The organism is Nonomuraea soli (assembly GCF_013761175.1).
Taxonomy (GTDB): Bacteria; Actinomycetota; Actinomycetes; order Streptosporangiales; family Streptosporangiaceae; genus Nonomuraea; species Nonomuraea soli.
The window spans coordinates 453,966-467,678 of record NZ_JACDUR010000001.1 but is presented as its reverse complement, the minus strand read 5'-3'; the positions used below and the strand labels follow the sequence as shown (position 1 = coordinate 467,678).

Sequence of the window (13,713 nt, the reverse complement as noted above, 5' to 3'; positions counted from 1 at the left end):
TGGACGTCATGACCTATCCCGACCCGAAGTACTTCGGCGACAAGGGCGAGATCACGGCGAGTTTCCGCCCCGCCTCCCAGGAACCCGACCTGCGCTACCCGCACGGCGGCAGCGCCCACTACCTGGCGACGGGCGCCTCGACCGGCGGGTTGTTCGGGCTCTACCGGTGGAACATGCCCGCCACGCCGTCCGGGCCCGCGCCGCACTTCCATCGGACCATGACCGAGTCGTTCTTCGTCCTCGAGGGCGCCGTCACCATCTACAACGGCGAGAAGTGGCTGGAGTGCGGCCCCGGCGACTTCGTGCACGTGCCGATCGGCGGGGTGCACGGCTTCCGCAACGAGTCGGGCGCCCCCGCCTCGATGCTCATCCACTTCTCGCCGGGTGCGCCGCGCGAGGGCTACTTCGAGGGTCTGCTGGAGCAGCAGGGGCCGGAGTTCTACGCGCAGCACGACAACTACTGGATCTAGGCGTAGGGGGCGGTGATGACCTCCATGTTGTGCCCGTTGGGGTCGTCGAAGTAGAAACCGCGCCCGCCGTACAGATGGTTGATCGTGCCGTGTTCGCGGTGCGCGGGGTCGGCCCAGTAGTCGAGCCCGCGCTCCTCGATCCTGGCGAAGATCTCGTCGAACTCGGGGTCGCTGACGATGAAGCAGTAGTGGATCGGCCGGAACTGCCCGGCCTCCATGTAGTCGAGTGTCACCCCGTTGGCGGTCTCGACCGGGATGAACGGGCCCCGCTGCTTGCCCGCCTGGAGTCCGAGGATCGCGGCGAGGAACTCCGCCGAGGCCTTGGGGTCGCGGCACGGGACGATCGTGTGGTTCAGGTCGACAGCCATGACTCCACTGTCCGCCCGCCGGCGGCCGCGCGTCCAGCCGGGTTCAGAGGAGCTGCAGGTTCGTGCGGGCGCCGCCGTAGCGGACGACGGTGCCGAAGAGCATGTCGAGCAATGCCCGCCGCCGCCCGTCGATGAGCGTGGTGACCATCCCGGCCAGCCACAGCGGCGCCAGCGCGAGCCCGACCACGGCCCGTAGCAGGGCGTGCAGGAAGCCGAGCCGTTCGCCGTTCGCCCTCGACACCGTCACGCCCATGACGATGTCGCCGGCCGTCTGTCCCGTGAGCCACCACGCGAGGGTGAAGTAGGCGGTCGGCAGCACGCCCATCACGGTGCCTGCGACGGGGCGCACCCAGGACGGCGAGCCGCCGAGCATCAGCTCCGACCCCTCGACCAGCACCAGGTAGACCGCCGCCGTGCCGAGCACCAGCACGAGCACGTCGATCAGCAGCGCCATCACCCGGGAGACGAGCCCGGCGTAGGCGTCATCCGCCATCGGCGGCCTCTCCGCGCCGCAGCAGCCGCTGGAACCCGGCCTCGACGCGGGCGTCGGCGTCGCTGGCCACGCCCTTGACCGTGCGGGAGGCGTCGGAGACCGCGCCGAGCGCCTGGTTGAACACCAGGTCACGGATCTTCTCGTTGTTGGCCAGGTCCTCCACGATCGGCGGGATCACGGTGGTGCGCGCCCAGGCGATGGCCCGGTCGGACTCCACCTTCAGGAAGGCCGCCGCGTCGTCACTGACCTCGTCGGCCACGGTGCGTCCGTGCGCGGCGAGGCTGTCGAGCCGTGCGGCCACCTTCGAGGCCACTCCGCGCGCCGGGCTGGTGATCCAGGCCACCGGCGGTGAGCCGGCCAGCGCCTTGCCGGTGCCCACGGGGTCGGTGACGGCGCGCCTGCCGCGGCCCAGGACGTCACGGGCCGCGCAGGCCGTACGGTCGGCGATGCCCAGCACGACCGCTGTCGCGTCGCCCACCTTGCCGGGCTGGGCGGTGAGCGTCTGGCGCACCTGCCGTTCCAGCAGGACCATGGCGCCCAGGCAGACCCGCGAGAGCGCGCCCAGGGTGGTCTTCTCCGAGGTGGAGGTGGAGGTCTGTGCTGTCATGCCCGGAGTCATTCCCGCTGGGTGCACTAGGGGCGGGAATGGCTTGATCAAGGATTGCCATGCTCCAGGGCTTGCACGAGGTCTTCGAGGGCGCGCATGAGCTCCTCGGTGCGCGCGGTGCCGTACGCGGCCTCGATGAGCCGGTGGTGCTCGGCGATGCCGCCCTCGACCCGGGCGAGCAGTTCGTCGCCCCTGGAGGCGAGGAAGACGGCGACCCTGCGCCTGTCGCCCTCGGAGGAGGGGCCGCGGTAGACGAGCGAGCGGTCGATGAGCCGGTCGACGGCCTTGGTCAGCGTGGGGTGCGGCATGAGGACGGCGGTGGCGAGCTCCCCCATCGAATGGCCCCGGCCGTCGCCGAGGGCCCGCAGGATGCGCCACTGCTCGACGGTGATGTCTTCCGCCGACAGCACGGCGGACAGGGCGCGGTTGACGCTGCGTTCGGCGCGGCTGAGCAGATAGGCCAGAGAGGAGCCGAGCCCGGCATTCGTCATGGCGTCCAGTTTAGGAGGATACTCGGCGCGTGGCACCGATGGTCGATCCGCTGGAGGCACGGTTGCTGCCCTCCTCGGCGGTGAGGATCGGGCTGATCGTGCCGGTGTCGGGAGTGCTGGGCCTGGTCGGCCCGTGCGCGATCAACTGCGCCCTGCTGGCGGCCGAGGAGGTCAACGGGCGGGGGCTGCTGGGCAGGCGGGTCGAGCTGGTCCTGATCGACGGCGGCCGGGCGCCGCGCGAGGTGGCGGCGGAGGTCGGCGGGCTGGTCGCGAGCGGCACGATCCAGGCGCTGGCCGGCACGCATGCGAGCGATGTGCGGGTGGCCGTGGTCGACCTGCTGCGGGGACGCGTGCCGTTCGTGTACGCGCCGCCGTACGAGGGCGGGGGCCAGGCCAGGGGGCTGTACTTCCTGGGCGAGACGCCGGTGCGGCAGTTGCGGCCGGCGATCGAGTGGCTGCGCGCCCACCGCAGGACGCGGCGGTGGTTCCTGCTGGGCAACGACTACGTGTGGCCGCGGCTGGTCAACGGCGCGATCAGGGGTTACCTGGACCAGGTGGTCGGCGAGTCCTACGTGCCGCACGGCGCGGCGGTCGCGGCGGTCGAGGGGGTCAGGGCGGCCAGGCCCGACGCGATCCTGCTCACCCTGATCGGCAGCGACCTGGTGCGCTTCAACCGGGCCTTCGTCCAGGAGGGCCTGGCGGTGCCGAGGTTGTGCGCGGCGCTGGAGGAGCACGGCCTGCTGGGCATGGGCGGCGACGAGACGGGCGAGCTGTTCGCCTCGATGGGCTACTTCCACGGGCTCGACACCGATGCCGGACTGAGCTTCGCCGAGAGGTACACCGGCCGGTTCGGCCCGCACGCTCCGCTGCTCAACGCGCACGGCCACGGTTGCTACGAGGCGGTGATGATGCTGGCCAGCCTCATCAGGCGGGCGGGCTCCCTCGACGTCGACACGATCGACAGGCATGCCGACGGCGCCACGATCACCAGCGCGAGGGGCGAACTGACGCTGGTCGACCGGCAGGTGCGCCAGCGGGTGCACCTGGGCAGGGCCGACGGGCTGTCATTCTTTCTAGAGAAACCTTTTCATTAGAAAATATCAGTTCTAGGCTCCGCTCATGATGACCACACCCCCCGAGACCGTGGAGAGGTTCGGCTACCGCCAGGAGTTGCAGCGCTCCCTCGGCTTCGCCGACCTGCTGATCTACGGCTTGATCTTCATGGTGCCGATCGCCCCCTTCGGCATCTTCGGCGACGTCTTCCGCGCCTCCCACGGCATGGTCGCCCTGGCCTACCTCGTCGGCCTCGTGGCCATGGCCTTCACCGCCTTGTCGTACGCGCAGATGGCCCGTGCCTTCCCGATGGCGGGCTCGGTCTACACCTACGCGGGCCGGGGCATCGCCGCGCCGGTGGGCTTCATGGCGGGCTGGGCGATCCTGCTCGACTACATCCTGGTGCCGAGCCTGCTCTACCTGATCGCCAGCGCGGCCATGGCCTCGTTCGTCCCCGCCATCCCCATCTGGGGCTGGCTGATCATCTTCGTGCTGCTCAACACCGTGGTGAACTACCTGGGCATCCAGATGACCGCCCGCGTCACCAAGATCATGCTGATCGCCGAGCTGGCCGTGCTCGCCGTCTTCCTCGTCGTCGGCGTCGTCGCGCTGGCCTCGGGCAAGGGCCAGGCCGAGACCCTCTCGCCGGTGTTCGACCCCAACACCTTCTCCTGGACCGTCGTCTTCGGCGCCGCCTCGGTGGCGGTGCTGTCGTTCCTCGGCTTCGACGGCATCTCCACGCTGGCCGAGGAGAACAGGGAGAGCGCCGCGCGCCTGGGCCGTTCCATGGTCGCCGCGCTCGCCCTGGTCGGCGTGCTGTTCATCGCCCAGACCTGGGTCGCGGCCCTGCTCACCCAGAACCGCGCCGCGGTGATGACCGACGACGACGTCAAGAACAACGCCTTCTACGCGCTGGCCGAGTTCGCGGGCGGCCCGTGGCTGGCCATCCTGACCGCCGTGGCCACCGCGGTCGCCTGGGGCTTCGCCAACTCCCTGGTCGCCCAGGCCGCCACCTCACGCCTGCTGTTCGCGATGGGCCGCGACCGGCAGCTGCCCGCGTTCCTGGCCAAGGTGGACCCGCGCCACAAGGTCCCGGTCAACGCCACGCTCGTGGTCGCCCTGATCTCGCTCGGCGTCGGATTGTGGATGAACACCCTCGACGACGGCGTGTCGCTGCTGGTCTCGCTGGTCAACTTCGGCGCCATGACCGCCTTCCTGCTCCTGCACGTGGCCGTCGTGGTCCACTTCGTCGTACGGCAACGCAGCCGCGACCTGCTCGCCCACCTGGTCGCTCCGGCGATCGGCTTCGCCGTGCTGGTCTTCGTCGTGGTCAACGCCAATGTGGCCGCCCAGGTGCTGGGCTTCATCTGGCTCGGCATCGGCCTGGTGGTGCTGGGCGTCTCCTACCTGCTCGGCCGCCGGCCCTCTCTCCCTCAGGAGGTTTCGTGAACATCGTGTCCTACCGGCCCTCGCCCGAGGAGTACAGCTACACCTTCGGCGGCCGCGCCGCCGTGGGCAAGCTGCGGCCGGGCACGATCCTGGAGCTGTTCACCGAGGACTGCTTCGCCGGCCGGGTCAAGAGCGTCGACGACCTGCCCTCGCAGGTGTGCGAGTTCCCCTACCTGAACCCGGTGACCGGGCCCTTCCACGTCGAGGGCGCGGAACCGGGCGACACGCTCGCCCTGCACTTCGTCTCGATCACCCCGGCGCGCGACCACGCGTGGTCCTCGACGTTCCCGCTGTTCGGCGCGCTGACCGGCACCCACACGACCGCCACGCTCCAGCCCCCGCTGGAGGAGCGCGTCTGGCGCTACGACCTCGACCTCGACCGCCAGGTCGCCAGGTATCAGGCCAGGAACGGCGACTTCACCGTCGCCCTTCCGATGGACCCGATGCACGGCACCGTCGGCGTGGCGCCCGCGGCCGGCGAGGCCAGGATGACGATCACTCCTGACGCGCACGGCGGCAACATGGACACCACCGAGCTGCGGGCCGGGGTGACCGTCTACCTCGGGGTCAACGTGGAGGGCGGGCTGTTCGCCGTGGGCGACGGCCATGCCCGCCAGGGCGAGGGCGAGGTGTGCGGCACGGCGCTGGAGTGCGCGATGAACACCGTGGTCGCGGTCGAGCTGATCAAGGGGGTGCCGACGCCCTGGCCCCGGCTGGAGGACGACGATCACCTGATGTCGACCGGTTCCGCCAGGCCGCTGGAGGACGCCTACCGCATCAGCCAGCACGACCTGGTGACCTGGACCTGCGAGCTGACCGGGCTCGACACGCTCGACGCCTACCAGCTGGTCAGCCAGGCGGGGCAGGCCCCGGTGGGCAACGTCTGCGACACCAACTACACGATGGTCGCCAAGGTCGCCAAGAGGTATCTGGGTGGCGGCGGCGACGTCTACGAGGGGGCGCACGCCAGACTGCGCCGGCTGGCGTCGGAGTACACCGGCCCCTGAGACCTCCCGGCCGCCGCGCCCGCACCCGCGCGGCGGCCGGGCAGCGCCCTCGCAGTTCAGCTCGCCTGGCGGACGATCTCCTCGCAGATCTCGTGCGAGACCAGCGCGTCGGAGGCGTCGAGCACCCGCCCCTGCCGCACCGCGTCGAGGAACTCCAGGCACAGCTGCTCGATGCCGCGCTGGCGCGAGACCGGCACCCAGTCGGGCCTGCGCCGCAGCGTCTCCCCCTCGGCCGAGTAGTCGATCACGTCGCCGAGGTTGACGATGCGGCGCTTGGCTCCCGCGCCCATCACCTCGCACGACTCCTCCGAGGCCGCGCCGACCCTGTTCATGATCCCGATGGCCGAGAAGCCCTCACCCGCGAGCTCCAGCACGATGTGCTCGATCAGCCCGTCGCGCACCCGGGTGCGGATGTGGCGCGAGGTCACCTCGCCGGGCGCCAGGAAGCGCAGGGTGTCGACCACGTGGATGAAGTCGTCGAAGACCGCCCTGCGCGGCTCGTCGGGCAGGTGCGCCCGGTTCTTCTGCATCAGCACCAGGTCGCGCGGCAGCCCGGCCAGTCCGGCGTAGGCGACGCGCCGGTTGAAGCCCACCATGAGCGAGACGCCCGATCCTGCGGCCAGCCGTACGAGCTCCGTGCTCGACGCCAGGTCGGAGGTGATCGGCTTGTCGAGGTAGACCGGCACTCCCGCGCGCAGGAGCGGCTCCACGATCTCGAAGTGCGCCGCGGTGGCGGCGTGCACGAACGCGGCGTCGACCCCCGCCTCGACGACCCCGGAGACGGCCGTGGACCGGCCGGTGACGCGGTGCGCGTCGCCGATCCGGTCCAGGGCGGCCTTGTTGCGGGTGCACAGGTGGAGTTCGAGGTCGGGCTGGGCGGCCAGCACGGGGAGGTAGGCCTTCTCCGCGATGTCGCCCAGTCCGATCATGGCAATCTTCATCGACCCAGCGTACGGCGCAGCGCCTCGTCCATGGGGGTCGCCCGCAGCCCGAAGGTGGTGGTGAAGTCCGCGGACTCCATCACGAACGGGCTGGTGAACTGGTAGCGCACGTGCTTCATCTCGCCGACCATCGGGGAGAACAGCCCGGCCATCCTGACCATCGGCCACGGCATCGCCGACATGCGAGGCTCGGGCAGGCCGAGCACGGCGGCCATGCGGCTGCCCATCTCGCGGAAGGTCGTCGGCTCGTTCGACGGCACGTGCCAGGCCCGGCCCCAGGCCCTGGGGTCGCTGCCCGCGATGGCCAAAGACTCGGCCACGTCGGGCAGGTAGGTGAAGGTGTGCGGGACGTCCAGCGGCCAGACCGTGCGGATGGTCTTCCGCTCGCGCAGCGGCTTGAGGAACCGTTCCTCGCCGAAGTAGCCCTGGTCGGTCGAGCCGGGGCCGAAGTAGTCGGAGCCGCGCACCTCGACCGTGCGCACCCCGCTCGCCAGCGCGTCGTTCCAGATCTTCGCCCTGACCGCGGCCTTCTCCGAGGAGGGCCTGAGAGGCAGGTCGTCGGTCATCGGCCCGTCCACCGGGCCGTAGACGTAGAGGTTGCCCAGGATGACCAGGACGGAGTCGTTCTCGCGGGCGGCGGCCAGGAACGACTCGGCCATCGGCGGCCAGTCGGTCAGCCAGCGGTGGTAGGCGGGGTTCACGCAGTTGTAGACGGCGTCGGCGCCCTTGGCCAGTTCGGTCAGCCTGGCGCGGTCGCTGGCGTCGGCGGCCACGCCGTACGGGCCACTGCCCGACCTGCTCACCTGCACGACCTCGTGACCCTGGCCGGCCAGCGTGCGGGCCAGGTGGGAGCCGACCTGACCGGCTCCGACGACAAGATGCTTTCCCATGATCAGACCTGCTTCCAGACGAGACGGAGAACGCCGTTGAGGACCCAGAGGCCGAAGAAGACGGCGGCGGGGGCGGCCGAGGTGGCCAGGTAGAGCAGGACGGCGCCGCCGCCGAACCACCCCAGTTCCAGGACGAAGCGCGCCAGGCCGGTCAGGGGGTACTTGGCGCCGTTGGCGGCTCCGAACAGCGCCCACACCGCGATGAACACCCCGGGGGCTCCCAGACCCGCGACGACGCGCACCAGCCAGCCCGCCTGGAGTGTGAAGCCCCACAGTCCCGCCGCGGCCAGCACCCCCAGCTCCAGCAGGAACATCAGCAGGAGGTTGGCACCCTTGAAAATTGTCATCATTGCTCCCTTCTGAGAGCAATGCTCTCTCAAGAGAGCAACAAACGTCAAGAGCGGTGCTCTCTTTTCTTCTCACCGCTCTGCTACGGTGGGGGCATGAGCGCAGGCCGTACCGCGAGAGAACGAGTCAGAGCCGAGCTGACCAGGGAGATCACCGACATCGCCCGGCGCCACCTGGAGACCGACGGCGCAGGAGGGCTGTCGTTGCGCGCCGTGGCCCGGGAGATGGGCATGGTGTCGAGCGCCATCCATCGTTATTTCCCGACGAAGGACGACCTGCTGACGGCGCTGATCATCGACGCGTACAACGCGGTCGGCCAGGCCGTCGAGGACGCCGACGACGCCGCGCCGCGCGACGACTACGCCGGCCGGTGGATGGCCATGTGCCGGGCGGTGCGCGCCTGGGCTCTGGCGCACCCGCACGAATACGCGCTGATCCACGGCACCCCGGTCCCCGGATACCAGGCACCGCAGGACACCGTCGATCCGGCCGCGCGCGACGGGATCCGCTTCTCACGCCTGCTGTCGGAGGCCTCGCGGGCGGGCGAGATCCGGGTGCCGCCGCCCACCGACGCCCCCGTCGGCGCCTTCTCCGACGCCGAGAAGCTGCGCGAGACGATCTTCGCCGACGTCGACCCCGAGGTGGCGCTTCGGGGGCTGCACGCCTGGACGTGGCTCTACGGCGCGGTCAGCTTCGAGCTGTTCGGCATGTACAACAACATCGTCGAGAAGCGGGCGGCCACCTTCGAGCACGGTGCCCTGTCGATGGCCGCCTACCTCGGGCTCAGTCCTCGCTGACGTCGCCGATGCTCCACCCGCGCCTGATGAGCGTGGCGTAGAGCAGCGCGGCCACGGCCAGGAGGCCCGCGGTGACGTACAGGCTGGGACGGCCGAACACCGGGTCGATGGCGTTGGCGTAGAGCACGTAGCCCAGTGCCGCCAGCCCGGCCACGGGCGCGAGCGGGTAGAGGGGCATACGGTAGGCGCCGCGCGAGGTGCTGCCGTTGCGCCGCCCGGCGATCACCGCCACGCACAGGGCGGCGTAGAGCACCACCAGCGAGGTGCCGGTGACCACGAGCAGGAACTGCAGCGGCACGAAGCAGAAGGCGGCGCTGACCACTCCGGCGGCGATCGTGGCGACCCACGGGGTGCCGAAGCGCGGGTGCACGCTCGACAGCGCCCGGTTGGCGCCCCTGGTCCAGGTGGCGTCGCGGGCGCTGCTGAAGACCAGGCGCGCGCACAGCAACATGATGGCCAGCACCGCGTTGACGATGGCCAGCGCGATGCCGAGGCTGACCAGCGTCGTCACCGTCTGGCCGCCGCGCTGGGCCACGAACTCCAGCATCACGTCGCCGCCCAGGTCGGTCGCCGACAGCAGGGCCGCGGTGATCGGGATCAGCTCGGAGGCGACGGTGATGACCAGCGCCCAGAGGATCACCCTGGCGATGTCGCGCCTCGGCTCGTGGGTCTCCTCGCCGAAGTAGACGGCCGAGCCGTACCCGTTGTAGGAGAAGATCGCGACGGCGGTGGCGATGGCGATCATCCCGAACGAGACGGCCGAGCCGTCGGCGGCGACCGGGCTGACCAGCAGGTCGCCGAACGGCCGCGTGACGTTGGCCAGGCCGAGCCAGGTGACCACGACGAGGGCGAGCATCTCGACGGCCAGGAAGATCCCGGTGACGACGGCGTTGACCTTGATGTCGAGGACCGCCAGGGCCATCGACACCAGCACGGTGACGGCGGCGATCGTCGGACCGTGCAGGCCCGGCAGCAGGGCGCCGAGGTAGATGCCGACGCCCAGGGCTATCACGGCGAGGATGAGCAACTGGGTGACGAGCACCAGGACGAGCGCCATGAAGCCGGGCAGCCGGCCGAGGGTGCGCCCGATGATGGTGTACTCCCCGCCGGTCAGCGGGTAGGCGGAGGAGAGCTCGGCGTAGACGAAGGCCATGAACACGCCGACCACCGCGGCCAGCACGTAACTCCAGAAGGCGCCGGTGCCCGCCTGGCGGATGACGCCGGGGGCGATGATGAAGACCGACGAGGCGGGGGTGATCGCGGACAGGACGATGAGCAGGGTGCCGAAGGCGCGCAAACCACGTCGCAGGGCCATCGAGAGCCTCCACGTCTAGTTCTTTTAACAAGCATCAAAGAACTCGGCGTAGACCCCGTCAATAGCTTTGAATGGTGTTCAGATAACTATGGCCAGACCCAATCGCGCGCACGAACGCCGCGCCCATCTGATCGCCGCCGCCCGGCGCAGCGTGGTCGAGCGCGGCCTGCTCGGGCTGCGCCTGCGCGACGTCTCCGACGCGGCGGGCATGTCCTCCGGCTCGGTGCTCTACTACTTCCCCGGCCTGACCGAGCTGCTGCGCGAGGTGCACAGGGAGGCGGTCCAGCGTTTCTGCACCGCGCGGGAGGAGGCCGTGCGGGCCGAGCCCGACCCGGTCGCCCGGCTTCGGGCGATGATCGACAGCGGGCTGCCCGACGACCCACGCGACGAGCTGTGCATCCTGCTCTACGAACTGGGCGCGATCGCCAGGCGCGATCCCGAGTGCGCCGCCGAGTACATCAGGCTCTACGAAAGGCAGGTGGGCATCTACGTGGCCGTGCTGGAAGCGGGCAGCGCCTCGGGCGCCTTCGCGCTCCGCCAGGACTCGACCATGATCGCGCGCAACCTCGTCGCCCTCGAGGACGGCTACGGCCTGCACGCCACCATGGCCGTGCCGACCGTCTCCCCCGACGAGGCGGCCAGGCAGATCCGCGCGTACGCCTCGACCATGACGGGAGTGCACCTGTGAGGGCACGCGACATCCTCGCCCTGCCCGGGGTGACCGGCCCCGGCAACGCGATCACCGACGTCCCCGGCGTCGAGGTCGGCTACACCACCCTCATCGAGGGCTCCGACGTCAGGACGGGCGTCACCGCGATCCTGCCCAGGTCACGCGCGGACCTCGCGCGGCCCTGCGCGGCCGGCTGGTTCTCGCTCAACGGCAACGGCGAGATGACCGGCACCACCTGGATCAGCGAGACGGGCTCCCTGGCCCTGCCCGTCACGATCACCAACACCCACGCCGTCGGCTCCTGCCACCGCGGGGTGATCGAATGGGTGGCCAGGGAGCGGCCGGAGGGCGCCCACGAGTGGCTGCTGCCGGTGGTCGCCGAGACCTGGGACGGCTACCTCAACGACATCAACGGCGACCACGTCAAGCCCGCCCACGCCGTCGCGGCCATCGACGCCGCCAGGCCGGGACCGATCGCCGAGGGCTCGGTCGGCGGCGGCACCGGGATGAACTGCTACGGCTTCAAGGCCGGCAGCGGCACGGCCTCGCGGATCGTCAGGCACGGCGACGACTCCTACACCGTCGGCGTGTTCGTCCAGGCGAACTTCGGCTCGCGCCGCGAGCTGACCGTGCTGGGCAGGCACGTGGGCCCCGGCCTGCTCGACGACAACCCCTTCGACTCGGGAGCCGGATCGATCATCGTCGTGCTGGCCACCGACGTGCCGCTGCTGCCCGGGCAGTGTACGGCCCTGGCCCGGCGGGTGCCGCTGGGGCTGGCCCGCACGGGGACCAGCGGGTCGCACTTCTCCGGCGACGTCTTCCTCGCGTTCTCCACTGCCAACCCCGGGGCGCTGACCAGTGGGTTTCCGGTCGGCGCCGCGCCGTACGAAAAGATCGTCTTCGTGCCGTGGGGATGGCTCGACCCCTTTTATGAGGCGGTCGTGCAGGCCGTGGAGGAGGCCGTGTTGAACGCTCTGGTGGCCGGTCGGACCATGGAGGGGCGGGCCGGGCACCGCGTGCCCGGCCTGCCGGTGGATCGTCTGCTCAGCGCGATGCGCGGTTGACCGCGGAGATGATCGCCTTGAGCGAGGCGGTGGTGGTGTTGGCGTCGATGCCGACACCCCACAGGACCTGGCCGTCGACCTCGGCCTCGACGTAGGAGGCGGCCTTGGCGTCGGAGCCGGCGCTCATGGCGTGCTCGACGTAGTCGAGGACGCGCGCCTGGATGCCCAGCGAGGCGATGGCGTCGACGAAGGCCGAGATCGGTCCGTTGCCGGCGCCCTCGACCTCGCGGATCTCACCGTCGAGACGGATGTCGGCGCTGATGCGGTCCTTCTCGTCGACCGTCGAGGAGTTGCGGTGGGCCATCAGCCCCAGCCTGCCCCAGCGGTTGGCCGGGTTGGGGAGGTACTCGTCGGTGAAGATCTCCCACATCTGCGCCGGGGTGACCTCGCCGCCCTGGTCGTCGGTGCGCTGCTGGACCACCTTGGAGAACTCGATCTGCAGCCGGCGCGGCAGGTCGAGCTGGCGGTCGGCCTTCATGATGTAGGCGACGCCGCCCTTGCCCGACTGGCTGTTGACCCGGATGACCGCCTCGTAGGTGCGGCCGATGTCCTTGGGGTCGACGGGGAGGTACGGCACGGCCCAGGTGTGCTGGTCGACCGGGACTCCCGCGGCCTCGGCGTCCTGCTCCAGGTGCTCGAAGCCCTTCTTGATGGCGTCCTGGTGGGAGCCGGAGAAGGCGGTGTAGACCAGCTCGCCGCCCCACGGGTGGCGCGGGTGCACGGGCAGCTGGTTGCAGTATTCGGTGACGCGACGGATCTCGTCGATGTCACTGAAGTCGATCTCGGGGTCGACGCCCTGGGTGAACAGGTTCATGCCCAGGGTCACCAGGCAGACGTTGCCGGTGCGCTCCCCGTTGCCGAACAGGCAGCCCTCGATGCGGTCGGCGCCCGCCTGGTAACCCAGCTCGGCGGCGGCGACGGCGGTGCCGCGGTCGTTGTGGGGGTGCAGCGACAGGATGATCGAGTCGCGGTGCTTCAGGTTGCGGTGCATCCACTCGATCTGGTCGGCGTAGATGTTGGGCGTGGCCATCTCGACCGTGGCGGGCAGGTTGATGATCACCTTGCGGTCGGGGGTGGGCTGCCAGACCTCGTTGACCGCGTCGCAGACCTCGACGGCGTAGTCGAGCTCGGTGCCGGTGAAGGACTCGGGAGAGTACTGGAAGTACACGTCGACGTCCGTGGCCTCGGCCAGCTTCTTGCAGAGCTTGGCGCCCTCGACCGCGATCGCGGTGATGCCCTCGCGGTCCTGGCCGAAGACCACCCGGCGCTGCAGCGTCGAGGTGGAGTTGTACAGGTGCACGATGGCCCGCTTGGCGCCCTGGAGCGACTCGAAGGTGCGCTCGATCAGCTCGGGACGCGCCTGGGTCAGCACCTGGATGACCACGTCGTCGGGGACCCGCCCCTCTTCGATGATCTTACGGATGAAGTCGAAGTCGGTCTGCGACGCCGCGGGGAAGCCGACCTCGATCTCCTTGTAACCCATGCGCACCAGCAACTCGAACATCTGCAGCTTGCGATGGGAGTCCATCGGGTCGATCAGCGCCTGGTTGCCGTCACGCAGGTCGACCGCGCACCAGCGGGGCGCCTTGGTGATCACCTTGTCGGGCCAGGTGCGGTCGGTCAGACGTACCGGCTCGTAGGCCGGGTAACGATGAATGGGCATACCGCTGGGCTGCTGAGAAGTCATCGGTCCTTCTTTCAGGGAAAAGAACGGCCGACGCGCAGGAGCGGCACCGCGGCGAGGGAGCCG

The 13,713-nt window shown here is 70.2% G+C and carries 16 protein-coding genes; 7 read left to right on the top strand and 9 right to left on the bottom strand.

Annotated elements, in window-relative coordinates; translation table 11 throughout:
* Positions 1 to 8: 8 nt before the first annotated feature.
* Complete coding sequence (locus HNR30_RS02240; RefSeq protein ID WP_181607938.1) at positions 9 to 470, top strand: cupin domain-containing protein; 462 nt, start codon at positions 9 to 11, stop codon at positions 468 to 470.
* Here the strand turns inward: HNR30_RS02240 and HNR30_RS02235 are convergent.
* Genes HNR30_RS02235 through HNR30_RS02220 form a run of 4 tightly spaced genes read right to left on the bottom strand, consistent with a single transcriptional unit; the run spans position 467 to position 2,429 of the window.
* Positions 467 to 838 (bottom strand): VOC family protein, encoded by a 372-nt coding sequence (locus HNR30_RS02235; protein WP_181607937.1) that lies wholly within the window; start codon positions 836 to 838, stop codon positions 467 to 469. The genes HNR30_RS02240 and HNR30_RS02235 overlap by 4 nt on opposite strands.
* 43 nt (positions 839 to 881) lie before the next feature.
* On the bottom strand, positions 882 to 1,331 hold the full coding sequence (locus tag HNR30_RS02230) for an RDD family protein (RefSeq protein ID WP_181607936.1): 450 nt from the start codon (positions 1,329 to 1,331) through the stop codon (positions 882 to 884).
* On the bottom strand, positions 1,321 to 1,938 hold the full coding sequence (locus HNR30_RS02225; RefSeq protein WP_181607935.1) for a hypothetical protein: 618 nt from the start codon (positions 1,936 to 1,938) through the stop codon (positions 1,321 to 1,323). Before HNR30_RS02225 ends, HNR30_RS02230 begins: the two co-directional genes overlap by 11 nt.
* Before the next feature lie 47 nt (positions 1,939 to 1,985).
* Positions 1,986 to 2,429, bottom strand: a complete 444-nt coding sequence (locus tag HNR30_RS02220) for a MarR family winged helix-turn-helix transcriptional regulator (RefSeq protein WP_181607934.1) — start codon at positions 2,427 to 2,429, stop codon at positions 1,986 to 1,988.
* 38 nt (positions 2,430 to 2,467) lie between these two features.
* Here HNR30_RS02220 and HNR30_RS02215 point away from each other — a divergent pair, with 38 nt between their 5' ends.
* From HNR30_RS02215 to HNR30_RS02205, 3 genes are read left to right on the top strand one after another with little or no spacing between them, the layout of a single operon-like run.
* Positions 2,468 to 3,523 (top strand): substrate-binding domain-containing protein, encoded by a 1,056-nt coding sequence (locus tag HNR30_RS02215; RefSeq protein WP_181608906.1) that lies wholly within the window; start codon positions 2,468 to 2,470, stop codon positions 3,521 to 3,523.
* A gap of 25 nt (positions 3,524 to 3,548) precedes the next feature.
* The gene (locus tag HNR30_RS02210) at positions 3,549 to 4,931 is read left to right on the top strand and encodes an APC family permease (RefSeq protein WP_246377106.1); all 1,383 of its coding nucleotides are present in this window, start codon (positions 3,549 to 3,551) and stop codon (positions 4,929 to 4,931) included.
* Positions 4,928 to 5,938: an acetamidase/formamidase family protein gene (locus tag HNR30_RS02205; RefSeq protein WP_181607933.1), complete on the top strand. Its 1,011-nt coding sequence runs from the start codon at positions 4,928 to 4,930 to the stop codon at positions 5,936 to 5,938. The genes HNR30_RS02210 and HNR30_RS02205 overlap by 4 nt, the downstream gene beginning before the upstream one ends.
* Before the next feature lie 56 nt (positions 5,939 to 5,994).
* Here HNR30_RS02205 and HNR30_RS02200 read toward each other — a convergent pair whose 3' ends face one another.
* From HNR30_RS02200 to HNR30_RS02190, 3 genes are read right to left on the bottom strand one after another with little or no spacing between them, the layout of a single operon-like run.
* Positions 5,995 to 6,879: a Gfo/Idh/MocA family protein gene (locus HNR30_RS02200; RefSeq protein WP_181607932.1), complete on the bottom strand. Its 885-nt coding sequence runs from the start codon at positions 6,877 to 6,879 to the stop codon at positions 5,995 to 5,997.
* Complete coding sequence (locus HNR30_RS02195) at positions 6,876 to 7,769, bottom strand: NAD-dependent epimerase/dehydratase family protein (RefSeq protein WP_181607931.1); 894 nt, start codon at positions 7,767 to 7,769, stop codon at positions 6,876 to 6,878. Before HNR30_RS02195 ends, HNR30_RS02200 begins: the two co-directional genes overlap by 4 nt.
* A 2-nt stretch (positions 7,770 to 7,771) precedes the next feature.
* Positions 7,772 to 8,116, bottom strand: coding sequence for a YrdB family protein (locus tag HNR30_RS02190; RefSeq protein WP_246377104.1), 345 nt, complete (start codon positions 8,114 to 8,116; stop codon positions 7,772 to 7,774).
* Between the two features lie 96 nt (positions 8,117 to 8,212).
* Between HNR30_RS02190 and HNR30_RS02185 the strand changes: the two genes are divergently transcribed.
* Positions 8,213 to 8,914, top strand: coding sequence for a TetR/AcrR family transcriptional regulator (locus tag HNR30_RS02185; protein ID WP_181607929.1), 702 nt, complete (start codon positions 8,213 to 8,215; stop codon positions 8,912 to 8,914).
* Here the strand turns inward: HNR30_RS02185 and HNR30_RS02180 are convergent.
* A complete protein-coding gene (locus HNR30_RS02180; RefSeq protein ID WP_181607928.1) occupies positions 8,901 to 10,229 on the bottom strand; it encodes an APC family permease in 1,329 nt (442 codons plus the stop codon). The two genes, HNR30_RS02185 and HNR30_RS02180, sit on opposite strands and share 14 nt — an antisense overlap.
* 88 nt (positions 10,230 to 10,317) lie before the next feature.
* On the opposite strand from HNR30_RS02180, the gene HNR30_RS02175 reads away from it, so the two are divergent.
* Positions 10,318 to 10,917, top strand: a complete 600-nt coding sequence (locus tag HNR30_RS02175) for a TetR/AcrR family transcriptional regulator (RefSeq protein ID WP_181607927.1) — start codon at positions 10,318 to 10,320, stop codon at positions 10,915 to 10,917.
* Positions 10,914 to 11,963 (top strand): DmpA family aminopeptidase, encoded by a 1,050-nt coding sequence (locus tag HNR30_RS02170; RefSeq protein WP_181607926.1) that lies wholly within the window; start codon positions 10,914 to 10,916, stop codon positions 11,961 to 11,963. The genes HNR30_RS02175 and HNR30_RS02170 overlap by 4 nt, the downstream gene beginning before the upstream one ends.
* Here HNR30_RS02170 and leuA read toward each other — a convergent pair.
* Complete coding sequence (leuA, locus tag HNR30_RS02165) at positions 11,944 to 13,650, bottom strand: 2-isopropylmalate synthase (protein WP_181607925.1); 1,707 nt, start codon at positions 13,648 to 13,650, stop codon at positions 11,944 to 11,946. The two genes, HNR30_RS02170 and leuA, sit on opposite strands and share 20 nt — an antisense overlap.
* Positions 13,651 to 13,713: the final 63 nt, after the last annotated feature.